The organism is Pedococcus sp. P2_F6, from assembly GCF_056403675.1.
On record NZ_JBFUEZ010000004.1, the window covers coordinates 183,768 to 206,272 of the forward strand.

Annotated in this window: 19 protein-coding genes and 1 pseudogene; 15 read left to right on the top strand and 5 right to left on the bottom strand. The window is 69.2% G+C overall.

Translation table 11 applies throughout. The features are described 5' to 3' along the window. The first annotated feature begins 330 nt into the window (after positions 1-330). Positions 331-1,296 carry a hypothetical protein gene (locus AC1DWP_RS12405; RefSeq protein ID WP_477614779.1) on the top strand — a complete coding sequence of 322 codons (966 nt, stop codon included), beginning with the start codon at positions 331-333 and terminating at the stop codon, positions 1,294-1,296. A gap of 124 nt (positions 1,297-1,420) precedes the next feature. On the opposite strand, the gene AC1DWP_RS12410 is transcribed toward AC1DWP_RS12405, so the two are convergent. Beyond that, positions 1,421-3,217, bottom strand: a complete 1,797-nt coding sequence (locus AC1DWP_RS12410; RefSeq protein WP_477615301.1) for an ABC transporter ATP-binding protein — start codon at positions 3,215-3,217, stop codon at positions 1,421-1,423. Between the two features lie 38 nt (positions 3,218-3,255). Then, complete coding sequence (locus AC1DWP_RS12415) at positions 3,256-5,043, bottom strand: ABC transporter ATP-binding protein (protein ID WP_477614780.1); 1,788 nt, start codon at positions 5,041-5,043, stop codon at positions 3,256-3,258. Positions 5,044-5,114: 71 nt separating this feature from the next. Here AC1DWP_RS12415 and AC1DWP_RS12420 point away from each other — a divergent pair, with 71 nt between their 5' ends. From AC1DWP_RS12420 to AC1DWP_RS12440, 5 genes are all read left to right on the top strand, one after another. Beyond that, entirely contained in the window at positions 5,115-5,858 is a 744-nt protein-coding gene (locus tag AC1DWP_RS12420) for an SURF1 family protein (RefSeq protein WP_477614781.1), read from the top strand. Beyond that, positions 5,851-6,201, top strand: a complete 351-nt coding sequence (locus AC1DWP_RS12425) for a DUF3817 domain-containing protein (protein ID WP_477614782.1) — start codon at positions 5,851-5,853, stop codon at positions 6,199-6,201. Before AC1DWP_RS12420 ends, AC1DWP_RS12425 begins: the two co-directional genes overlap by 8 nt. Positions 6,202-6,309: 108 nt before the next feature. Continuing rightward, entirely contained in the window at positions 6,310-7,875 is a 1,566-nt protein-coding gene (gene guaA, locus AC1DWP_RS12430; protein WP_477615302.1) for a glutamine-hydrolyzing GMP synthase, read from the top strand. Between the two features lie 3 nt (positions 7,876-7,878). Continuing rightward, on the top strand, positions 7,879-8,610 hold the full coding sequence (locus AC1DWP_RS12435; protein ID WP_477614783.1) for a lysophospholipid acyltransferase family protein: 732 nt from the start codon (positions 7,879-7,881) through the stop codon (positions 8,608-8,610). A 352-nt stretch (positions 8,611-8,962) separates the two neighbouring features. Further along, complete coding sequence (locus AC1DWP_RS12440; RefSeq protein ID WP_477614784.1) at positions 8,963-10,333, top strand: GDSL-type esterase/lipase family protein; 1,371 nt, start codon at positions 8,963-8,965, stop codon at positions 10,331-10,333. A gap of 59 nt (positions 10,334-10,392) precedes the next feature. Here AC1DWP_RS12440 and AC1DWP_RS12445 read toward each other — a convergent pair whose 3' ends face one another. Continuing rightward, positions 10,393-12,105 (bottom strand): NAD(P)/FAD-dependent oxidoreductase, encoded by a 1,713-nt coding sequence (locus tag AC1DWP_RS12445; protein ID WP_477614785.1) that lies wholly within the window; start codon positions 12,103-12,105, stop codon positions 10,393-10,395. Positions 12,106-12,168: 63 nt separating this feature from the next. Between AC1DWP_RS12445 and AC1DWP_RS12450 the strand changes: the two genes are divergently transcribed. Next, a complete protein-coding gene (locus tag AC1DWP_RS12450) occupies positions 12,169-13,605 on the top strand; it encodes a hypothetical protein (RefSeq protein ID WP_477614786.1) in 1,437 nt (478 codons plus the stop codon). A gap of 173 nt (positions 13,606-13,778) precedes the next feature. Then, complete coding sequence (locus AC1DWP_RS12455) at positions 13,779-14,243, top strand: hypothetical protein (protein ID WP_477614787.1); 465 nt, start codon at positions 13,779-13,781, stop codon at positions 14,241-14,243. A gap of 109 nt (positions 14,244-14,352) precedes the next feature. On the opposite strand, the gene AC1DWP_RS12460 is transcribed toward AC1DWP_RS12455, so the two are convergent. Next, positions 14,353-14,754: a hypothetical protein gene (locus AC1DWP_RS12460; RefSeq protein WP_477614788.1), complete on the bottom strand. Its 402-nt coding sequence runs from the start codon at positions 14,752-14,754 to the stop codon at positions 14,353-14,355. Positions 14,755-16,230: 1,476 nt separating this feature from the next. Here AC1DWP_RS12460 and AC1DWP_RS12465 point away from each other — a divergent pair. Together AC1DWP_RS12465 and AC1DWP_RS12470 are read left to right on the top strand one after the other, a co-directional pair. Then, a pseudogene (locus AC1DWP_RS12465) lies at positions 16,231-16,548 on the top strand (FHA domain-containing protein); the annotation flags it as partial. A gap of 63 nt (positions 16,549-16,611) precedes the next feature. After that, positions 16,612-17,337: a hypothetical protein gene (locus AC1DWP_RS12470; RefSeq protein WP_477615315.1), complete on the top strand. Its 726-nt coding sequence runs from the start codon at positions 16,612-16,614 to the stop codon at positions 17,335-17,337. A gap of 30 nt (positions 17,338-17,367) precedes the next feature. Here AC1DWP_RS12470 and AC1DWP_RS12475 read toward each other — a convergent pair whose 3' ends face one another. Next, complete coding sequence (locus AC1DWP_RS12475) at positions 17,368-18,369, bottom strand: AraC family transcriptional regulator (protein WP_477614789.1); 1,002 nt, start codon at positions 18,367-18,369, stop codon at positions 17,368-17,370. A 49-nt stretch (positions 18,370-18,418) separates the two neighbouring features. Between AC1DWP_RS12475 and AC1DWP_RS12480 the strand changes: the two genes are divergently transcribed. The 5 genes from AC1DWP_RS12480 to AC1DWP_RS12500 all read left to right on the top strand — a co-directional run bounded on the left by AC1DWP_RS12480 (position 18,419) and on the right by AC1DWP_RS12500 (position 22,472). Further along, positions 18,419-18,712 (top strand): YgaP-like transmembrane domain, encoded by a 294-nt coding sequence (locus AC1DWP_RS12480; RefSeq protein ID WP_477614790.1) that lies wholly within the window; start codon positions 18,419-18,421, stop codon positions 18,710-18,712. Between the two features lie 50 nt (positions 18,713-18,762). Next, positions 18,763-19,362, top strand: coding sequence for a DUF1326 domain-containing protein (locus tag AC1DWP_RS12485; protein ID WP_477614791.1), 600 nt, complete (start codon positions 18,763-18,765; stop codon positions 19,360-19,362). A gap of 4 nt (positions 19,363-19,366) precedes the next feature. Further along, the gene (locus AC1DWP_RS12490; protein WP_477614792.1) at positions 19,367-20,221 is read left to right on the top strand and encodes a DUF2182 domain-containing protein; all 855 of its coding nucleotides are present in this window, start codon (positions 19,367-19,369) and stop codon (positions 20,219-20,221) included. A gap of 104 nt (positions 20,222-20,325) precedes the next feature. After that, the gene (locus tag AC1DWP_RS12495; RefSeq protein WP_477614793.1) at positions 20,326-21,654 is read left to right on the top strand and encodes a DUF1727 domain-containing protein; all 1,329 of its coding nucleotides are present in this window, start codon (positions 20,326-20,328) and stop codon (positions 21,652-21,654) included. Continuing rightward, entirely contained in the window at positions 21,651-22,472 is an 822-nt protein-coding gene (locus AC1DWP_RS12500) for a type 1 glutamine amidotransferase (RefSeq protein ID WP_477614794.1), read from the top strand. Before AC1DWP_RS12495 ends, AC1DWP_RS12500 begins: the two co-directional genes overlap by 4 nt. Positions 22,473-22,505: the final 33 nt, after the last annotated feature.

The window sequence follows — 22,505 nt, forward strand, 5'->3', positions numbered from 1 at the left end:
CGCAGGTGCGGCCGGCCGACACCGGCTGTCCGACGCGACTCACCGGCTCTGGTTGAGCCACTCTGGGGACCAAAGACGGCGGGCGACACAAACCCCTGCCTTGTGCCGACCACCGTCCCAGGTGGTGTGGCTGGAGACGAGCCGGGGGGTGGGTCTCCAGCCACACCACCCAGACAACGACCCCGCTGAGCAGGGGTTACGCGGTAGTTGGAAGATTTCTGCGAGGCCCGGTCGAGAGTGCACGACACGCTGACCGGGCCGGCCATCCGTCCCCGGCCGCCTGTGGATGACCGGCCGGGTGGGCGGCGCAGGTGCACCACAGTGTCGCCGGTGGGACTGCAGTGGTTGCCAGCCGAGCTCGCTCGTGCGCCGTTCTCCGTGGCCGACGCGCGCGAGTCAGGTATGCCGCCTTGGCGCCTTCGCGACGCGGCGCTCCACCGGCCGACCCGGGCAGTCCGGGTGGGCGATCGGCCGAGCAGCTGCGAAGAGCTCGCGCGCGCGTTCCTGGTGGGGCTGCCGGACGACGTGGCATTCAGCCACATCACTGCGTGCCACCTCTGGGGTCTGCCCCTGCCTGGCGCACTCGAGGCGCAGACCGACCTCGACGTGATGCGCTCGACAGAGCACGCGCAGATCCGCCGCCAAGGCTGCATCGGACATCGCGGGCTCGAGCGACGCGGGACGGGGAGGTTGCGCGGGTTGCCCGTGACCGGACTCGCCGACACCTGGGTCGACCTGGGTGAGGTCGTGGATCGAGGGCTGGAGGTGGACGACCTGATCGTGGTCGGCGACAAGGTCGCCACGAGGCTGGGTGGTCGCTGGCGCCTGGGCGAGCAAGGGCCGGACGGCGCTGAGGAGGGCCATCGCCTGATGTCCGCGGCGCTCGACCGAAGGGTTCGGCCTCGGGGGCGAGCCCTGCTGGACGAGGCCCTGACCTTGGTGCGTGCGCCGGTCCGGTCGCCCATGGAGACCCGAGCTCGGGTGATGTTCGTCCGCGCAGGCTTCCCCGAGCCTGCGGTCAACCGGAACGTCTTCCACCGCGACGGCGGTTGGCTGTTGGAGGGCGACCTCGTCTGGGAATCCCACCGCGTGATCGGCGAGTACCAAGGCAGCGACCACGGCTCCATCCGCCGACGCAGCCACGATGCGAGTCGCAGCGCTCTGGCGCAGGACGAGGACTGGTGCGTTCTCGAGATCTTCGCCGAGGACGTGTATCGACCAGCCCGCCGGATCGACTGCCTGCGCCGGTTCGCAGGCGCCCTCGACCTCGACCCGAGAACCCTGGACATCTGCTGAGCGCCTGACCTCCGCCGCTTACCGGGCCGTCGGTTCCCCCGCCATCCCCAGTCGAGAGTGCACGACGCGCTGACCGCACCGCCCATCCGTCAGCGTGTCGTGCACTCTCGACTCACAGCGGTGGTCAGTCAGGGGCGCTGGTGCCGCCAGCCACGCCAGCGACGCCAGCCACGCCAGCCACGCCAGCGATGCCGGAGGCGGCGTTCGGCTGGTCGCGCCAGGAAGCCCAGAGCGCGGCATACGGGCCATCGGCGGCGACGAGCTCGTCGTGGGTGCCGATCTCGCTGACCACCCCGTCCTCGACCACGGCGACCCGGTCGGCGTCGTGCGCGGTGTGCAGCCGGTGCGCGATCGCGACCACGGTGCGCCCCTCGACCACGGCCGCCAGGGAGCGTTCGAGGTGGCGGGCGGCGCGAGGGTCGAGCAGCGACGTCGCCTCGTCGAGCACGAGGGTGTGCGGGTCGGCGAGCACGAGGCGGGCGAGGGCCACCTGTTGCGACTGGGCCTCCCCGAGCGGGTGCCCACCGCTGCCCACGAGGGTGTCGAGCCCCTCGGGGAGGTCGGCGGCCCACTCGTGGGCGTCGACAGCCCGGAGGGCTTCGTGGAGCTCGTCGCGTGAGGCGCCGGGCCGGGCGAGCAGGAGGTTGTCGGCGAGGGTGCCCACGAACACGTGGTGCTCCTGCGTGACCAGGGCGACCTCGCCGCGCAGCTGGCCGAGCGTGAGGTCGACCAGCGGCACGCCGCCCACCTCGACGCTGCCCTCGCGAGGACCGTCGATGCCTGCCATCAGCCGGCCGAGCGTCGACTTGCCCGCGCCGGAAGGGCCGACGATGGCGAGGCGTTCGCCCGGTCGCAGGTCCAGTGACACCCCGCTCAGCACGTCGTGACCGGGACGGTAGGCGTAGCGAACGTCGTCGACCGAGAGGTCGGAACCTGACGGCTGCTCCCCGGTGGAGACGCGGTCGGGCGGCACGTCGCCGACACCGATCACCCGGGCCAGGGACGTCGCACCCACCTGGATCTCGTCGAGCCAGCCGAGCACCTCGTCGAGCGGGTTGGTCATCTGGTGGATGTAGAGGGTCACGGCCGTGGCCGCACCGGCGGTGATGTGGCCGTTGATGGCCAGCCAGCCGCCCCAGAGCACCGCGCCGGCGGTCGGGACGTAGTAGCCGAAGACCACTGCTGGGAACCAGTGCAGCCGCAGGCCCAGGGTGTATCGCTCGGCGTGGAAGCACTCACGCAGCGCCTCGTGGAACCGCGCCCGACGCGCACCGGTGAGCGACAAGGCGTCGATGGTGCGGGCCCCGTCGACCGTCTCCGCGACGACGCCGTTGAGCTGGGCATAGGTGGCCCGCTCCCACAGGTAGCCATCCGACGCGTGCCGCAGGTAGCGCCTCGTCGAGAACCAGTAGAACGGCAGGCCGAGCAGGATCGGCAGGGTGGCGAGCGGTGAGGTGAAGAGTGCCGCGACAGTCGTCATCAGCACCGTCATCGACGCGACGAACAGCGAAGGGATGCCGAACCGCACGACGTGCGACAGCGCCTCCACGTCGTTGGTGGTGCGCGCAACGAGATCGCCGGTGCCCGCGCGCTCGACGGTGGACAGGGGCAGGTTGACCGCGCGCCCGACGAACTGCTCGCGCAGCTCGGCGAACACCGTCTCGCCGAGGATGAACGACCACCGCCGGGCTGCCCACGTCAGCCCCGTCTGGGCGACGACCGCGATGGCGAGGCCGATCGCGATCTTGTCGACGGTGCCGGCGCCGCCATGGCGCCCGCTGACGACGTCGACGAGCCGTCCGACCAGCCAGGGTGCGGCCAGGGCGGCGAGCGCGGCGAGGGCGTGCAGCCCCAGGACGCGGGCGACGAGGCCTCGGTGCTCCCGCACGAGGCCGCGAGTGTGCTCCCACACCCCGGCCATGTCGGCGATGGGCAGCGTGCGACGGGCGTGGTCGGTGATCACTGGTCGTCCTCCTCTCCGCGGATCACGATGTGTCGGTATGCCGGGTGGGCCAGCAGCTCGCGGTGGGTGCCGGTGGCGATGGCGAGGCCGTCCTCGAGGAGCACCACGTTGTCGGCCTGCCCGAGCAGGAGCGGGCTGACGGTCGTGACGACCGTCGTGCGTCCGCGACGGTGCTCCGCGAGGCGTCCGGCGATCCTGGCCTCGGTGTGGGCGTCGACAGCGCTGGTGGGTTCGACGAGCACGAGCACCGGGGCCTCGGTCAGCAGGGCCCGCGACAGCGCGAGACGCTGGCGCTGCCCTCCCGAGTAGGAGCGGCCGCGCTCCTCGACGGTGCCGTCGAGCCCGTCCGGGACGGCGTCGAGCACGTCGAGGGCGCTGGCCGTGGTGAGGGCGGCCATGACCGCGCGGTCGCCACCGCCGCCCACCTCGGACTGCGCGACCCCGGCGTGCTGGGCCTCGGGTCCGTCGTCGGCGCGCGGGGGTCGGACGGCGTTGCCACGGAGCTGCTCTCGCAGGACGCCGGTGAACAGCCTCGGGTCGGGCTCGCTGACGACGATGTGCCGTCGCACGTCGGCGATCGACAGGTCGTCGAGGCGGATGCCGCCCCAGGTCGTCTGGTGTGGGCCCGGACCGTGCCGACCCAGCCGATCGGCCAGGGCAGCAGAGTCCTCCGGTCGCGCCGAGACGATGGCGGTCAGCAGCCCGCCGCGAACCACGGTGCCCGACAACGGGTCCACGAGGTCGGCGTCGTCGGCGGGCACGGTGGCGGTGCCGGGCCGAGCTGCGTCGTGGTCGGGCTGGACCGCCATGACGCGCAGCATCTTGCCCGCCGCGATCTGCGCCCGGATGCCGCGGTCGACCACCTCGATGGCAGTCTGCAAGGGCATGGTGAGGAACGCCGTGTAACCGTAGAAGGCGACCAGCTGACCGGCCGTGAGCTCGCCGGCGACTGCCTCCCGCGCGCCGAGCCACGTCACGAGGACGACGAAGATGCCGGGGATGAGCACCTCGGCGGAGTCGAGGGCTGCTTGGATGCCCGCCACCTGGAACCCGCGCTCGCGGACCTTGGCGGACTGCTGCTCGTAGCGGCGCAGGAACGTCTGCTCACCGCCGATGCCGCGGAGCACCCGAAGCCCCGCGACCGTGTCGGCGCCCAGCGTGGTCAGTCGCCCGGCCTCCTCGCGCTGCCGGGCCTGGCGGCGTTGGAGGGGTCGCACGATGAGGCTGAGGCTGGCCAACATGACCGGGCCGCCGAGCAGCACCAGCCAGCCGAGCGGCGGGGAGGCCGCGAGCAGGATTGCGCCCACGACGGCATAGCTGACGACGGCGCCCGAGAACCGTCCCATCACGTCGTAGAGCCCGCCCAGTCGCATGACGTCGTTGGCGAACACGGCGACCACCTCGCCCGAGGGCATGGTGCGGGTCAGTGCCGGCCCTGCGCGCTCGGCTCCCTGCGCGGTGAGCTGCGCGCCGCGGTAGGACGCGAACAACCAGTTGTAGACGGCGAAGTAGTGCCGGATCGCTGCCGTGGCGGCGCAGATCGCCCCGAGCCCGATCAGCACCAGGGACCAGCGGACCAGGCCGCCGAGGTCGCCCGGGACGATGCCGTCGTCGACGCCCTTGCCGACCGCGGCGGGCACCAGCGCGATCGCCAGCATCCACGCCATGCCCGCCAGCATCCCGAGCACCTGGGTGCGCCACTGCTGGCGAGCGACCCAGAGCATGAACCGCGTCGTGTTGCGGGTGTCGGGCCGGCCGGGGTCGGGGAACGGAATCGTCTGCATGAGGTCCCCACCGTAGGCGGCAGGACCGACGCGCCGACACTGGTTTTCCGGGCGTCCCGTAGCCTGACCCGGTGCTGCGAACCGCCCTCAAGCCACGGTGGCTCGGCCTGTTCGCCCTCCTGCTCGGCATCATCGCGGCCTGCACCCAGCTCGGGCTCTGGCAGCTGCACGTCGCCCAGGACAAGGGTCTCGCCGATGCCCTCCGCAAGGCGCACGAGGCACGTCCGGCCCTGATCGACTCCGTCGTCCATCCGCACGAGGCCTTCCCGAACCCCCAGTCCAACCGCGCGGTCACCGCGATCGGCACGTATGCCGCGTCCGACCAGTTCCTCGTCGGTCCCCGCCGACTCGGGGGGCGAACCGGCTACTGGGTGGTGACGCCGCTCGACGTCACCGAGACCGGCGCCCGGCTCGCGGTGGTGCGAGGCTTCGTCACCGACGTGTCCCGGCCACTCGAGCCACCGACCGGCCCGGTCACCGTCGACGGATCCCTGGCGCCGGGGGAGGCCCCGGCCGCAGCGCCGGCCGGGGTGCCGCCCTGGCCACGGACTGCGCGGGGGTCGATCGACTTCTCGCTGCTCGTCAACGAATGGCCCGGCGAGCTCTACAACGCGTTCGTCTTCGCCCAGACCGAGAGGGCCGCCACCGGGGTCGCGATTCCGGCCCCCGCTGGGCTCGAAAGGGTGCCGCCACCCGAGGTGACGGGCGGCCTGAAGTGGCGCAACGCGGCATACGCCCTGCAGTGGTGGATCTTCGGCGGCTTTGCCGCGTTCATGTGGTTCAGGATGGTGCGAGAGGATGCCCAGCGTGAGTGACACCCGTGTGAGTGAGATCAAGGACGTCGAGGCGGCCCGCAAGGCCCTCGGCTTCTTCAAGGTGATGGCGTTCGTCGTCGGGACGGGGTTGTTGATCCTCGTCGCCGAGATGGTGCTGCGCTACGGCTTCGACAACCACGTGCTCGACTGGTGGCCGCAGCCGCACGGGTTCATCTACATCGTCTACCTGGTCGCCACGGCGAACCTGGGTTTCAAGGTGGGCTGGTCGCTCGGTCGGATGGTGCTCATCATGCTCGCGGGCGTCGTGCCGTTCCTGTCCTTCTGGGCTGAGCGCGTGGTCGCGCGTGAGACCGAGGCGCGGCTGGCCGCAGCCCGCCGGTAACCTGTGCGCGTGAGCGACCCCGCAGCCGCCGACGTGGTGACCCAGGCCCAGGACGACGACCGCGTCGAAGCCCCCGACGCCGAACGGTCGGAGGAGCCGGCCACGCCCCTGCAGGCGCGTCCGGTGCTCGTCGTCGACTTCGGCGCGCAGTACGCGCAGCTGATCGCGCGGCGCGTGCGCGAGGCGAAGATCTACAGCGAGGTCGTGCCCCACACGATGAGCACGGCCGAGCTGCTGGCCAAGGACCCGGCGGCCATCGTGCTGTCGGGTGGCCCTTCTTCTGTGTATGCCGATGGCGCGCCTGAGCTCGACCGTGCCGTCCTCGAGGCCGGGGTGCCGGTGTTCGGCATGTGTTACGGCTTCCAGGCGATGTCCCAGGCCCTCGGCGGCACGGTGGCCCACACCGGGCTGGGGGAGTATGGCGCGACACCGGCCGAGATCTCCGACACCGAGTCGACGCTCTTCAACGGCCAGCCCCTGGAGCAGTCGGTCTGGATGAGCCACGGTGACTCGGTCACGGAGGCACCCGCCGGCATGGCGGTCACCGCCTCGACCGCCGGTGCTCTCGTGGCGGCCATCGAGGACGACGAGCGCAAGCTCTACGGCGTGCAGTGGCACCCCGAGGTGATGCACTCGACCTTCGGCCAGCGGGTGCTCGAGAACTTCCTCTATCGCGGCGCGGGTCTCTCCGGTGACTGGACTGCTGCGAACGTCGTCGAGGAGCTCGTCGAGGCGATCCGCTCGAAGGTGGGCGACTCACGCGTGCTCTGCGCCCTCTCCGGTGGGGTCGACTCATCGGTGGCCGCGGCCCTGGTCCAGAAGGCCGTGGGCGACCAGCTCACCTGCGTCTTCGTCGACCACGGGCTGCTGCGCTCCGGTGAGGCCGAGCAGGTCGAGAAGGAGTTCGTGGCGGCCACCGGCGTCGACCTGGTCGTCGTCGACGCGCGTGGACGCTTCCTGTCGGCGCTCGACGGGGTGTCCGATCCCGAGGAGAAGCGCAAGATCATCGGGCGCGAGTTCATCCGGGTCTTCGAGCAGGCGGCGCGAGACGTCGTCGGCACGCGCGGGGACTCGGAGCACCCGGTGGAGTTCCTCGTCCAGGGGACGCTGTATCCCGACGTGGTCGAGTCCGGTGGCGGCACCGGCGCGGCCAACATCAAGTCCCACCACAACGTGGGCGGGCTCCCCGACGACCTGCAGTTCAAGCTCGTCGAGCCGCTGCGGTCACTGTTCAAGGACGAGGTCCGCCAGGTCGGGCTCGAGCTCGGGGTGCCGGAGGCGATCGTCTGGCGCCAGCCGTTCCCGGGTCCCGGACTCGCCATCCGGATCGTCGGCTCGGTGACCGCTGAACGGCTGTCCATTCTTCGTGCTGCCGACGCCATCGCCCGTGAGGAGCTGTCTGCCGCAGGGCTGGATCGTGACATCTGGCAGTGCCCCGTGGTGCTGCTCGCGGACGTGAGATCCGTTGGGGTGCAAGGCGATGGACGCACCTACGGTCACCCGGTCGTGCTGCGCCCGGTGTCCTCCGAAGATGCCATGACCGCCGACTGGACCCGAGTGCCCTACGACGTGCTGGCCAAGATCTCGACCCGGATCACGAACGAGGTCCGCGAGGTCAACCGGGTCGTGCTCGACGTCACGAGCAAGCCGCCGGGCACCATCGAGTGGGAGTAGTGCGTGCGGCCAGGTAAGGCTCGCGGCCTCAGCACGGCCAGCGTCAACGACGCCGTGAGCCGGGCCGTGATGCGCTACGTCCTCATCGGGCCGCCGCTCAAGCTGCTGACCGGCCTCCACGTCGAGGGCCGCGAGAACGTGCCGCGCGAGGGCAGCCTCATCGTCGCGTCGAACCACCTGTCGTTCATCGACTCGATCGTCATCCCCCTGGCCTCCGGTCGGCAGGTGCACTTCCTCGGCAAGGCGGAGTACTTCCAGGGCTCCGGGTTGCGGGGCGCGGCGGTGCGGTGGTTCCACTCGACTGCCGGGACGATCCCCGTGGACCGTTCCGACCCGCGGGCTGCCGCTGCGTCGCTGGAGATGTCCGAGGACGTCCTGCGCCAGGGGGAGGCGTTCGGCGTCTATCCCGAGGGCACCCGCTCACCCGACGGCCGCCTGCACCGCGGCCGCACCGGGGTCGCCCGCATGGCGCTCTCGACGGGCGCAACGTTGCTGCCGTGCGCCGTGATCGGCACCGACCACGTCCAGCCTTCTGGGTCCAACGGCTTCCGGCCGGCGAAGGTCACCGTGCGCTTTGGTATGCCGGTCGACGTGGCCGGCTTGTCCGCTCAGTTCCAGAAGGCGGCGCTCCTGAGGGCCATCACGGACGCCACCATGGACGCGATCGGCGAGCTGTCCGGCCAGGAGCGCTCCGGCCTCTACGCCTCCGACGTGAAGGCGTCCCTGGGCAGCTGAGTCATACATTCGTATCTCCCTGTCCTGCTCTCCGCCTCATACGCTGGGCGTCTACTCGACAACAGGATGTTCCTCGTCTCTGGTCACCGAGTCGCTTGGCCAGGCCCGATGAGCCCGCAACTGCGGCAGCTTCGGTTTGGGAGACGGGACGTCCACCATGGCAAGACCCGCCAACCGAGGCGCTTCCCTCGCGTGTGCCGCGATTGCCGTCACCGCATTGGCTACTTCCGCCTGCTCGGGGGGCTCGACGAACACGACGGCAGCCTCGAACGTGGCTCGCACTTCGACCCGATCTGGGCCTGCGCCTTCGAACCCACCCAACTCGGCCTCGGCAGCTCCCAACCTTCAGGGAATGATGCCGAACTCGGCACCCCCTTCGATGGGGATGGAGCCGAACGAGGAAATCGTCGATTGTTGGCCCGTTCTCTGTACGGGCAACGATGGATCGAACGAGCGTTACCAATTCGGACCTGTCTACGCGTTCGACGACGCCGGCCTCCGGGCCTATCGCGTGGCCAACTACCACCTGTGGTTCACCGGTGACGGGAACGGGTTCGTGCAACTAGGCGATGCCGCGATGTTTACCCCTGACGGCACCAGCAGCATCCACGCGGATCAGGTCAGCTGGAAGAACCCCGCATGCCTTCAAGGTGGAGCACAGGGAACCGTCCAAGGTGGTGGGTACAACGTGGTGAACCACGCCATCCTGACCCTGCCCAGGGACATGTGTTTCGCATTCGTGGGACCGAATGCCAAGATCCCGACCACCCTTCAGGCGCCCGGCGTGGTCAACCTGACCCGGGCCACCAGTACGGTGCCCCCGTCACTGGCGAGCGACGACAAGCTCACGCCCGAACAAGGCCGGCACGTTGCCGTGCTGGGTGACTCCTTCGCCTCCGGTGAGGGCACCTTCAACAACGGCCTTCCCGGCAACCCACTATCGGTCGACTACTACGAGGACACCAAGGTCGCTCCCGATGGCCACAGCGGCTGCCACCGTTCCCCTGTCGCCTACGCACCACTCATGGGGGTGCCAGAGGCCAATTTCGTAGCCTGCTCCGGCGCGACCACCGACCAGGTGCTCTTGGGATTCAAGGGTTCACCCCGCCTGTCGGACGTCGTGGTTCCGGGCATCAAGGTTGTCATCCTCAGCGTCACCGGCGACGACCTGGGGTTCGGCTCGATCCTGGACGGCTGCATCAACGTCCTGGTCGGGCACCCGAGATCTGACGCGACCTGCGACGCCGCCATCAGGACACACGCCAGCCCTGACGGGATATCCGGAGCAATGCTGAAGCTGAAGTCGCTGTGGGGCACGATCGAAGACGTCGACGACAACGTCAGGATCATTCAGGTCGGGTACCCAGCCTTCTTCCCGGTGGGCGGACATGCGAGCTGCAACGAGATTGGCATCAACAACCAGGTGAGCCTCAACTTCACGGTCAACGCGGTCGACTACGCGCTCGCCAACACCGCTGCGGACGACCCGCACGTCACCTTTGTCGATGTACGGCAGTTGTTCACCGGACATGAGATTTGCGGTGACGTCGCCGGGCCGTACATCAACGACCTGCAGCAGAACGTTGCTGCCATCCGCAACTGTCCGTCCGAATACGTGGTCAACCATGTCTGCTCGCAGAGCTTCCACCCCAACACGACGGGGTATGCGGCTGAAAAGGACCTGCTGATGCCGACCGTGAAGCAGCTGCTCGGCGTCAGCTGACGCTTCGTGCGTACAGAGATGAAGGCTGCAGGCGTGCGGCGCGTTGGTACGCCGCCAGGTCAACTGCCCGCAGATTCCACCAGCTGGAGGTACTGATGCACCTGCTGGATGGCGACGGACCCTTCTCCGGCGGCAGATGCCACGCGCTTCACTGAACCCGAACGCACATCGCCGACCGCGAAGACCCCCGGCATCGACGACTCGAACACGAAGGGCGCCCGGGCCAGCGGCCAGCCGTTGCTCGCGGCCCCAGTCACGACGAAGCCGTAGCGGTCGCGGGCGACCTGTTCGGGCAGCCAGTCCGTGTGCGGCTTCGCGCCGATCAGGATGAACACCGCGTCGGCAGGCAGGGTCTCGGTGGCGCCTCGCCCGGAGTCGTGAAGGGTGAGGCTCTCGAGCTCTCCGTCGCCCGCGCCGTCGACGATCTCGGTTCGGTAGCGAACGTCGATGTTGAGCTGTCCCTCGATCTCCTCTATGAGGTAGCGCGACATCGTTTCGGCGAGCGTGATGCGCCGCACCAGGATCGTCACCTTGTGTGCGTGCGCGGCCAAGTGGACGGCGGCCTGGCCGGCCGAGTTGCCGGCCCCCACGACGAAGACCGTACGTCCGGTGAACCGTTCCGCCTCTGAGGCCGAGGCACCGTAGAAGACGCCTTGTCCGACCAGGTCGTCGAGGGACGGGATGCCCAGCCTGCGATAGCTGACTCCCGTGGCGAGGACGACCGCGCCAGTCGCGATTTCCGCACAGTTCGACGTGGTCAGGTACAGCCGGTCGGCGTCGCTGCGGATCGCCTGGGTCTGGCACATCTGCAGGAACGTGGTCCCGAACACCCACGCTTGCTGGTGCGCCCGAGTGGCGAGGTCGGCACCGGTGACTCCACGCTGGAAGCCCAGGTAGTTGCGGATGAGCGAGCTCGACCCCGCCTGCCCGCCGATCGTCTCGCGTTCGATCACGAGGGTGCGTAGCCCTTCCGAGGAGGCGTACACGGCCGCGGCGAGTCCGGAAGGCCCGGCGCCCACGACGGTGACGTCGTAGTCGCGGGAGCCCTGCAGTCGGGTGCGTGCGCCGTACGCTTCGGCGATCTCGACGTTGGTCGGGTCGACCAGAACCCGCCCATTGCGTTGGACGACGACGGGAACGCCAGCGTCGGCCGCGCGGACTTCTTCCAGGATCTGCGTTCCTGCTGCCGAACCCGTTGGGTGGAAGACAAAGGGCACCCGGTTTCGGCTCAACAGGCTGCGCAGCTCTGAGGCGCGAGCGTTGCCCGCCTCGGCGACGATCGTCAGCTCCCTCGACAGCGAAGCGTCTGAGCCGGCCCACTCGTGGAGGTTCTCGGTCACTGTCCGGTGGAACAGTTCGTCGGCTGCGCGCCAAGGCTTGATCGCGTAGTAGTCGATCTGCCCGAGGCCGATCCCTCGGCGCAGCGGGTGGGCCGTGGCATCCATCGCCCACTCGCCCCATGAGATCAGCAGGAGCCGGCGTGAGTGTGGGAAGAGCTCCCTGGCCTGGGCCAGAAGCTCGCACCCCGTGCCGTCCGGTAGCCACTGGTCGGACAGGACCAGAGCCACCCGCTCGCCCGCCTCCTGCAGCGCGGTCAGCTGGTTCAGAGCCGAGGTGGCCGCCCGGGCAGTCCGTATCTGGTACGCCCGGCCGTATCGGTCATTCAGCTCCCCGCCCAGGAGCTCGATGGCGTCCGGGTCATCGTCGACGGCCAGGATGACGGGACGTCGCTCGGGTGGGTCGACGTCGCGCGGAGCCGGGAAGAGGGCCACGCCCCATTGTGGCGTCATAGATTCGTCAGCGACGAGCCCCGGCTTTCTTGAGACAATGACGACATGACCGAGCCCTCGACCCTGCCTGGGGCCAGCGAGGCGGTGTCGCGCTACGCGTGGGGCGAGGCGTTTCAGCTCTTCGCGGCGGCGGACGCCGTCGCACCGCTGGGTCCCGATGAGCTCGACCAGATGGCCGAATGCGCCTGGTGGATCGGCAAGATGCGCCACTGCATGGCGCTTCGTGAGCGCGCCTACGAGACGCACCGGAAGCAGGGCAACCCGCGCCGGGCTGCTCACGTGGCGATCGACCTCGCCCAGCACTATGGCGACCTCGGTGAGCGCGGCACGGCCACGGCGTGGCTGCAGAACGCCACCCGGTTGCTCGAGGGACAGCCAGAGAATGCCGAGCACGGGTGGCTCAGTTTCGCGCGCAGTATCGCTGCCCGCGACGAGGGCGACCTCGATACGGCGATCAGGTGTGCCGAGGAGGCCGAGGCCCTGGGCGCACGCCATGGCGACAAGGACCTGTTCGCCCTGGGACACGCTTTCCAAGGAATCGGCCTGGTCTACAGCGACGACCCCGACCGGGGCCTGCCCATGGTGGAGGAGGCGACAGAAGGGGCGGTGGCCGGGGACCTGGGTGCCCGGGCGACCGGAATGATCTACTGCATGATGATCGCGGTCAACGCACAGGTCGCCGACTGGCAGGCGGCGGGTCGCTGGACCGAGGCGGCCACGCGATGGTGCGACCGGCAGGCCATCAACGGCTTCCCCGGTGTCTGCAGGGTCCACCGGGCCGAGATCCTGCGCTTGCGAGGTTTCCTTTCCGAGGCCGAGGAAGAGGCTTTGACAGCCACCACGGAGCTGGGCTCCTTCAACTTGATGTTCTCCGCGCTCGCCTTCCGGGAGCTGGGCGAGGTCAGGCTCAAGATGGGTGAGATCAACGCGGCCGAGGAGGCCTTCCGGCAGGCGGAGGAGATGGGCGTGACGCCGCAGCCGGGTCTTGCCCGGGCCCTCGTCCAGCGGGGTCGCCCGGGGGCCGCGGCGACGGGCCTCCGGAGGATCCTCGGCGGCAAGGGCATGGGCGCGTTGGAGCGAGCGAAGCTCCTGCCCACTCAGCTCGAGGTTGCCCTGATGCTTGACGATCTCTCGACGGCGCGCACGGCCGCGATCGAGCTGGCCGAGATCGCGCTGAACCACCGGACCCCCGCCTTGCGGGCGATCGCCGACGCCGGTGAGGCCGCGGTCCTCCTCGCCGAGGGTGACCTCGCCAACGCCGAGAGAGCGGCGCGCAACGCGCACCAGCTCTTCACCGAGATCGACCTGACCTACGAGGCGGCCCGGGTCTCCTCGCTTCTCGGTCGCATCTACGCGTCAGGGGGCGACCTGGATCGTGCCCGGGCTCAGCACGAAGCCGCACTGGCGACCTACGACAGGATCGGTGCCGTGGTGGACGCCGCAGGTGAACGGGCATTCCTGACCACACCCGACATCGCATAGCTGCGGCCAACGGCTACGCGCCGAAAAGGTGCCAGCGTCGTCCTCCGGTCCACAACCCTGGTCCGCCCGGATGACGCACTCGGACCGTGCGGCCGATGACATGCGTTGAGGGGGGCGAGATGGTTTGTAGGTAGAAACCATTGTGCGACATGGAAAACCGCGTAGGAGGTGCCATGAAGCTGTTCGCGAGTCCGATCCGACGGGTGATGCCGCAGCCTTGGAACAGGTACCTGCTCACGGCGCTGATCGTGTGGCTCCTGTCGCTGGTCGCCACCCGGGCGCCGGTGTTCCTCAACGCCCCAGAGCCCTCCGTCTCGGACTATCAACTGGCGGTCGGTCTCAGGGCCACAGTGTTGGTGGCCACGGTGCTGTTCGGGTTCGCCATCGGTTGGACGCGACGCTCCTCGAGCATCGTGCGGTGCGCCCTCTATGGAGCGTTCGTGCTGACTACCACCCAGTTCCTGCTCGCTCACTGGGTGCCTGAAGGGGGCGAGCCCGTCTTTCCCATGCCGATCAACTTCCTCATTGCCCTGGTGTTCAACGGGATCTACATCGGAGTCTTGCTGGGCCTTGGTGCCCTCGCCGCGGCGGGAGCTCGCCGATGGTTGCGCCCTCGCACCGCGCACCGTGAGCCGTAGTTGACACGCCTGTTTCCTGGACGGTGAAGTGCTGGACCCGACCAGTGCATCAACGAGGAGGGGGGCCGGTCGCAGGACCGGCCCCCCTTGAGCTGTGTGTTGTGAGCGGTCAGCTGGCCGCGATGGAGACCGAGGCGGTCGAGAGGCTGCCACCGAGGATCCCCACGTAGGCGGACGAACACGAGGGCCGGTTCGCCGTCACGTTCGGGATCGCCGCCGGCGAGTTGCAGCTCGGCTGGTTGACAGTCAGGGTGGCCGCGCCGAAGCCCGTCCTCCCGGTGATCTGCCACGCGTCACCGAGGGTGCCGATCAGCAGGATGCTGCCTGACGGACGCTGGAGGGTGACGTTGCAGGTGGCTGTGCCCAGCATGACCGTTCCACCGGGCCAGTGCTGTGCGAAGTCATTGTCCTTGATGCCGGTGATCGTGTTCGTCAGTGTCGTGGAGGAGCAGGTGGGCGGCGGTGTCGTCCCGCTGCACACCAACGCGCCAGTCGCCGAGAAGCCCGTCACGGACTGCCCGGTCGGACACGTCAGCCCGGCAAGCCCGGTGATTCCCGGCGCGCCTTGGGGCCCGGCAGGCCCGGCAGGCCCGGCAGGTCCGGCAGGTCCGGCAGGTCCCGCAGGTCCGGCAGGTCCTGTGGCACCCATGGGGCCAACGGGTCCCGCGGGTCCAGTTGCGCCAACGGGCCCAGCGGGCCCGGCGGGTCCTTGGATGCCCTGCATGTTCCAGGAGATCGGGACCTCCGAGTGTCGGCATGTCTTGCTCCCGACGAGCAGTCGCAGCATCCCCTGGTTCTTCTGGTAGCAGGCCTTGATGATGCCCGAGGCGGACACGCTTTGAGACGGTGGAGCCTTGGCGGCGACGGCCTGCGTGCCCGTCACGAGCAGGACAGCGGAACCGATTACCACCAAGGAAACTCGCCAGTTGGGTCGAGACATCGTGGATCCTTCCCGTCAGAAGGGTGCGTAGGATCCGGCCCATTGCCGGATGCGTTGCGTCGCCCGTGTTGGATGCTACTCAGCGCCGTAGCGTTCACAATGGGTCAGCAACCTCAGTTTGGTGAACATCGGTGCCATTCATGGGTTTTCGACGCGGTATGTCCATGGTCGGCCCGTTTGTCGGATGCTCGGCCACGTTTCGAGTCGCGTGCTCCGGCGGGTCTGGCGATCACCCGATCCAAGCTCCTCCGTTTGTCGGGGGAGTCCGGCACATCGCCCGATTGGCCACAGCGTTGGGTAGGGGTTCGATGGAGGCAGAGACACGACCTCCGGAAGGGCGGCCCCGATGTTCGACTCGACACAAGAGAAGTCCGATGGCCCGGTGGCCGCCTGCACTGTCGACGCGGTCCATCGACGCGACCACCAACACGGAGGTGAGGAGCCCTGCCATCCTCACCTGATCGAGGTCGTCCACCTTGGCCCAAGAGCCGTCGCGGTCTGCCACGACTGTTGCCGAGACTCTGGCTTCCTTCCCGAACGCGACGCCGACCGGCTGGCTTCCGCCCACCGGCAAGAGACCGTCTCGGACGGGTGTTCCACCTTCACGTCACGGGTGGCGTGAGCGTACGTCCCAGGGCGACACATGAGCCAGCTCGGGTCTCGTAACCCGCCTCCTCGGCCTCCACCGGCCGCATGGCGACGCAGGGTGACCGGCCAGGAACGGACGGCCGCTCCAACCCCCTGGTGTGGAGCGGCCGTCCTGGATCTGGACGTCGATCACTCAACAGACAGGGTCTGGGTCTGCGGGCCAACCATCGACCTGGCACAGAACGGTACCCCCCCAAGATGGACGAAGGATGGGAAATCGGCGATCTGGGCTCGCGCCGTGGTGACCAGCTCGGTGAAGGTGCCGGCGGCGGCATACCCATCGATCCGCTTGGCTCGCGCAGCTGCCAACTCGATTGCGATCGACCGACTTCCGCGGGACCATCGGGGTGGAGGCGCCGTTGGATGGCGAGGCATCCATCAGCGCCGCGGGAGGGGATCATGGGCGATGGGGACCCCAGCACTCACGAGCGCGGGCGGCGAGACGCGACTGCATGGCTGGTCGATGCTGCGGACGGGACCTCGTGGCCGCTTCGCGAAGGTCCGACGGAGGCGTCACTGGGTCGGGAGCCAACTGCCGATCTTTGGGTCGACGACCCCAACGTCTCGCGTCGACACGCGACGCTGCGCCGCCACGGCGCGGCATACGTCCTGGCTGACCATGGGTCTCGCAACGGGACGTTCGTCAACGACCGTCGGATCCAGGCCGACACGCCCTTGACGGACGGTGACCGAGTGAGGGTCGGAGAGACCACGTTCGTCTTCCGCCAACCAGCGCCCACCGCGCGTCGTCAACCGCCGCCCTCCACATCGCCTCGACCGGTGCCGAAACGCCGCAACCTGCGGAAGGTGCTGACCATCTCGGCTGTGGTCAGTGTGCTCGGTATCGTCGCCAACTCACTGACGACCCTGTTCGCGCACAGCGGCAACCAGTGGTCCCGTTGGCTTCTGGCCCCGGCGGCGACGGTGGTCTTCGGCATGGCAACCGCTCTGGTGGGCGAGTGGGGCAACGCGGACGAGACGCAGACCCTCAACGACGAACCCTCCGTCGGCTGGCGTCCACCTCCGGCGCGGCGGGGTCGCGGTGGTCGGGCGATGGCAGGCGTCCTCACGGTGTTGCTGGTCCTCGGCGTCGGTGGCGTGGCCGTTACCGCAGGTGTCCGCGCAGTCGTCGGACACTTCAGCAGCGTGAACAGGCTCTCGGGAGCCCCCGTGGTGGGAGGCAACAGCAAGGTCCGGCTCACCGTCAGCCAGGTCCTCCAGGACACGCGCAGCACCTCCGTCGAGCTCACGGGGCTCAGCTCGAGCGACAGCGTTGTCCAGCTGCCCGCGGGCTTCGCACAGCTCACGGGCTCGGACGGGACCACCCTTGACGTCGATGTCCTGGGAAGTCACTGGTCGCCAACCCTGACTCGCGATGTCCTGCAACGTGGAACCCTTCGGTTCGAAGGACACTTCGACGACAGTGTCGCGTCCGTCACGCTGAGCTTCACCTTCGGCAACGCGGTGTCAGTCAAGAAGATCCCGCTTGTTCCTCCGCCGTCCTGACTCCTTCGCCCATCCCGCGAGACCCGGGCTTCAGCGTGCGGTGCGCCAGATGCTGGGGGCCAGCTCGTGGTCGCGTTTGAAGGCGCGGCTGAAGGCCTCTTCCGACTCGTAGCCGACCTTCGGAGCGATCGCAGCGACCGGCAAGGTCGTGGTGCGCAGCAGGTCCTCCGCGACGTGCATCCGCCAGCCGGTCAGGTAGCGGATCGGCGCGAGACCCAGCACCGAGCGGAACCGTTCGTCGAGCACGGTCGAAGAGACGGTTGCCTCGCGGGCGAGTTCGGCGAGGGTCCACTTGTGGCCCGGGTCGCCGTGGATGGCAGCCAGCGCCGGGGCGACGACGGGATCGCGCAGGGCAGCGAGCCAGCCGGTATCGGTGGCCGGCGCGTTGGCCAGGTGCAGCTTGAGCACCTCGCGCAGCAGCAGTTGCGGGATGTCGGTCGGTGCCGCGATGCGGTCGTCGGAGACCTGGCTCGTCTGCTGGAGGACCAGGTCGCTGCTGGCCTTGACCCACTTGCGGACCGGTCCTTCCGGTGGGGTGACGACGAAGACGGGCGGGAAGACTCCGAGGCTCGGGTCGAACAGCCGGTCGTCACAGGCAAGGAAGCCACACACGAGCTCACTCCGTGCACCTCCGAGGCCATGGACTATGTGCGGCAACGCATTCCACGGCGGCGGGTCGATGAGCTGCATCACCGGGACGATCTCAGCCGTCTCGTGCCCGCCCATCCGGTGCTGGTCGTTGTAGGGCAGGACGATGACGTCGCCCTCGTGGGCCCAGACCATGTGGGAACCGGCCTCGATCCAGCAGCTGCCGGAGACGACGACGTGGAAGATCACGATCTGTGCGGCATCGGGGGCCAACACCGCGGCCAGGTCCCGCGACGCCATCGACTCGTAGGCCCACGCCTCGGTGTACTCGCTGTGCAGGAAGATCGCGCCGGAGAGCTGGACCTGAGCCAACGCATTCGAAAGTGCGGCGGATCGATCAGCTCCTGCGGCATCCCGGTCATGGTCGGAGCGCCCGATCGTCATGAGACTGAGTGTGTCAGGACGAAGCACAAAGGAACCAAAGGAGACGGCGATGCAGCTCGACCAACTGGAGGTGGCGGTGTCCCGGGCCGACAGGTTCAACGCGACCCCGTTCTCGCAGTGGATCAACGGGCCGAGCGGCCGCGCGTTCCGGTTCGTCGCCGGCGTGGCCTGGCTCGCCTTCGCGGTGGCGTTCCGCGAGCACTGGTGGGGGCTCGCGGCAGGGGTCTTCGGACTGCTCCCGCTGACCGCAGGCACCTTCGACATCTGCTGGATCAGTGCCGCGATGGGCGGGCCGCTCCGGGGCGAGACGATCCGCCGGAACGCCGCGCTCCGAGGCCGTTGACGCTCTCGAAATGCGGCGGGACACTGGGGCTCTGGGGCAAGGAGGGTCCAATGTCGTGGAACCTGGCGGGTAGTTATGTCGAGACGTGTTCGTGCGAGCTCATGTGCCCGTGCAACCTGTCCCTGGATCACGGAGCCACCTACGACTTCTGTCGCGTGACCCTCGTCTTCAACATCAAGGAGGGAGGGGTCGACAGCACCGACATCGCCGGCTGCAAGGTCGCCCTGATCGCGGATACGCCCAAGGTCATGACCGAGGGGGGCTGGCGGGTCGGAGTGTTCGTCGATGCCGCGTCGGACGCGCAGTTCGAACAGCTCGTGCAGGTCTTCAGCGGCCAGCTCGGGGGGCCCATGGCGGGACTCGCGCCGCTGATCGGTGAGATGTTGGGCGTCGAGCGCGCCACGATCGACGTCGAGGACGACGGGCTGCGGCACAGCGTGAGAATCGGGGATGTCATCGACTTCGAGATCGGGGACATCGTGCCGTTCGGGGTGGAGTCCGGTGAGCCGGTGAAGTTCTCCGGCATGTTCCACCCTGCTGGTTCCGACCTGACGATGGCCGAGGCCAAGCGGTCGAGGATCAACGCCTTCGGCATCGAGTACGAAGGAAAGACCGGGCTCTCGAAGTCCGACTTCGCGTGGACCGCCTGAGCGAATGACCGACTTCGGGTCGGCGCCTCCGGCGACTTCGGCGGCCCCCGCGGCGACCTCCACTCGCGGAGACCTCCGTCCCGCGCTCGCGGCCAGCCGCGCCCACTGGGGGCTGGTCGTCGTTCTCTTCGCGCTCGCCGGCGCTGCCTGGTGGTGGACGGTCCAACAGATGCGAGGCATGGACAACGGCCCCTGGACCGCCCTCGGCACCCTCGGCTGGTTCCTCGGCGTCTGGGTGGTCATGATGACCGCGATGATGTTCCCGTCGGTCGCCCCGACGATCGCGCTCTACGCCCGCATGAGCGGGAAGTCGCGCCTCAAGCCACTGGTGTTCACCACCGGCTACCTCCTGACCTGGCTCGGTGCCGGCGTCGTCGCGTTCCTGATCGGCGTGGGGGCAAGCCGCGCGGCTGGGGGCGACCTGGCGTGGGATCGCGCCGGTCGCCCCATCGCGGGAGCCATCCTGGTCCTCGCCGCAGGCTACGAGCTGACCCCGCTCAAGAACGTCTGCCTCGGCAAGTGCCGGAGTCCCCTCGGCACCCTCCTCGGCTCCTGGCGCGGCGGCTGGTCGGGAGCCCTCCGCATGGGCGCGAAGAACGGCGCGTGGTGCGTCGGCTGCTGCTGGGCCCTGATGGCGTCGCTCTTCGCGTTGGGCGTCATGAGCGTGACCTGGATGGCGATCGTCGCCGGGTTCATCGCCGTCGAGAAGATCCTCCCGTGGCGCCGCACAGCCACCTACGGCACGGCGCTGGTCCTCCTCGCCCTGGGCGTCCTCGTCCTCGCCGCACCGGACGTGCTCCCGGGCCTCACCGTCCCGACCCACGACACCGCGCCCATGATGTCGCCGATGGGCTCCTGAAGGCCCAGTCGACGTCGCGCGCGTGACCTGCCGCACGGCATACGTCACTGCCTTGGGTATGCCGCGTGCTCGCCGCTGCACCGCGGGCGGTTAGGGTTTGGGGCGTGCTGAGGACTACGGCGGCGGTGGTCGCGGGCAAGGCGGTGCGGGCGGCTTCGCGCCTGCGCGGCGGAGGCTCGGCGCTCCCGGGCCTGGTCGCCGAGCGGATCGACCCCGGGTTCCTCGCCCATGCGCTGGCCGGCGTGCCCGGCGGGATCGTCGTCGTCACCGGCACCAACGGCAAGACCACGACCACCAAGATGCTGGTCGCGGTGCTGCGCGCCCACGGACGCACCGTCTTCACCAACCCGACCGGCTCGAACTTCACCCGCGGGGTCATCTCCTCGATGCTCGGCGAGCTGCCCGTCCGCGGCTGGCTCAAGGCGGACATGGCTGTGCTCGAGCTCGACGAGGCCCACGCGCTGAAGTTCGCCGCCGCGGTCCGGCCGACGCATGCGTTGCTGCTCAACGTCGCTCGTGACCAGCTCGACCGGTTCGCCGAGATCGACCACACCGCAAAGCTGCTCGCGTCTCTCGCCGAGCAGGCCACGGTGGGGGTGGTGCTCAACCTCGACGACTCCTTCGTCTCGCGGATCCGTGACCGGATCGCCGAAGGGGTGGCGGTGCAGTACTTCGGGGTCGACGCGTCCATCGCCGACCGGCTGCCCGAGCTCCAAGAGCAGGACGTCCGGTTCGACGACGACTTCGTCGCGCCGGTGGCAGGGCCGGACGACGGGTTGCTCAAGCCGTCCGACGAACGGACCTTCGAGGTCGTGTTCGGCGCAGGCGGTGGCGAGGGCGGGCCGGCCAGCGGCACGGTCGGGCCGCTCGAGCTCCAGCAGCGCGGACTCGCCGCCATGATCAACGCCACGGCGGCCACGGCAACGGCCCGGATGCTGCTGGGCGATGCGTTCGACCCAGCGTCTGCGGCCGAGGCGTTGCGAGCGGTCACCCCGCCGTTCGGTCGCGGTGAGGTGGTCATGGTCGACGACCAGCCACTCGAGCTGGTGCTGGTCAAGAACCCGGCCGGCTTCACCGTGGCCCTGGGCACCTATGGCTCGACCCCGGTCGCGACGATGATCGCGATCAACGACAACTACGCGGACGGTCGCGACGTCTCCTGGCTCTATGACGTGAGCTTCGAGAGCCTGCGGACCCGCGGCGTCACGATCACGAGCGGTGTCCGCGGCTACGACATGGCGCTGCGGCTCCAGTACGACGACGTCCCAGTGGCGGCGGTGGAGCCCGACCTCGACGAGGCGCTCGACGCGTTCCTCGCCCAGCACCCCGACGAGCCCAAGCGGATCTTCTGCACCTACACGGCCATGATGGCGTTGCGCCGCACCCTGGCCGCCCGCTACGACCTGCCCGATATCGGCGAGGAGGCGTCATGACCACCTCGGGTGACTCCGCGGCATACCCGCAGGACGTCCACATCCCCGGCGAGCCGGCGGGTTCGGCGCGCGTGCCGGACGCCGACAGCGCGGGCAAGGGCGCGATCCACGTGGTGCACCTCTACCCGCGCGAGATGAGCATCTACGGCGACCTCGGCAACACGCGGACGCTGGCGGCGCGGATCCGGCGCCACGGCTACAGCCCGGTCGTGCACCAGCACCACCCGGGCGGCGAGTTTCCCGAGGTCGCGCACCTCGTGGTCGGTGGCGGTGGCCAGGACTCCGGTCAGGTGCGGGTCGAGGCGGACCTCGAGCAGATCGCCGACCGGCTGCGTGGTCTGGCCGACGCCGGGACGCCGATGCTGATGATCTGCGGGATGTACCAGCTGCTCGGGAACGCGTTCATCACCGTCGACGGCAAGCGGCTGCCGGGGCTGGGCATCCTCGACGTCACCACCCAGGGCAATGCCAAGCGGATGATCGGGCCGGTCGTGCTGACCACCGACTTCGGCGACGTGGTGGGGTACGAGAACCACTCTGGGTCGACGACTCTCGGCGCGGGGCAGGCGGCGTTCGGGAAGGTGCGGTCGGGGTTCGGCAACAACGGCACCGACGGCACCGAAGGTGCGCGGACGGCCAACGTGTTCGGCTCCTACCTGCACGGACCGATCCTGCCGGCGAACCCGGTCTTTGCGGACGCGTTGATCGGGCTCGCCGCCGAGCAGGCAACCGGGCGCCCGTTCGAGCCGGAGGCCCAGGACGACGTCATCGCCGACGAAGCGCGCACCCGTCAGGTCCGCCGACTCGTCAAGCGCTGAGCAGGCTGGTCTTCCCCACCGCGACTTGTTGCC

Excerpts from the sequence above, each read along its gene's own strand:
- AC1DWP_RS12410 (WP_477615301.1), bottom strand. The coding sequence starts at position 3,217 with ATGGCCGGGGTGTGGGAGCACACTCGCGGCCTCGTGCGGGAGCACCGA.
- AC1DWP_RS12415 (WP_477614780.1), bottom strand. The coding sequence starts at position 5,043 with ATGCAGACGATTCCGTTCCCCGACCCCGGCCGGCCCGACACCCGCAAC.
- AC1DWP_RS12440 (WP_477614784.1), top strand. The coding sequence starts at position 8,963 with ATGATGCCGAACTCGGCACCCCCTTCGATGGGGATGGAGCCGAACGAG.
- AC1DWP_RS12450 (WP_477614786.1), top strand. The coding sequence starts at position 12,169 with ATGACCGAGCCCTCGACCCTGCCTGGGGCCAGCGAGGCGGTGTCGCGC.
- AC1DWP_RS12455 (WP_477614787.1), top strand. The coding sequence starts at position 13,779 with ATGAAGCTGTTCGCGAGTCCGATCCGACGGGTGATGCCGCAGCCTTGG.
- AC1DWP_RS12475 (WP_477614789.1), bottom strand. The coding sequence starts at position 18,369 with ATGACGATCGGGCGCTCCGACCATGACCGGGATGCCGCAGGAGCTGAT.
- AC1DWP_RS12480 (WP_477614790.1), top strand. The coding sequence starts at position 18,419 with ATGCAGCTCGACCAACTGGAGGTGGCGGTGTCCCGGGCCGACAGGTTC.
- AC1DWP_RS12485 (WP_477614791.1), top strand. The coding sequence starts at position 18,763 with ATGTCGTGGAACCTGGCGGGTAGTTATGTCGAGACGTGTTCGTGCGAG.
- AC1DWP_RS12490 (WP_477614792.1), top strand. The coding sequence starts at position 19,367 with ATGACCGACTTCGGGTCGGCGCCTCCGGCGACTTCGGCGGCCCCCGCG.
- AC1DWP_RS12500 (WP_477614794.1), top strand. The coding sequence starts at position 21,651 with ATGACCACCTCGGGTGACTCCGCGGCATACCCGCAGGACGTCCACATC.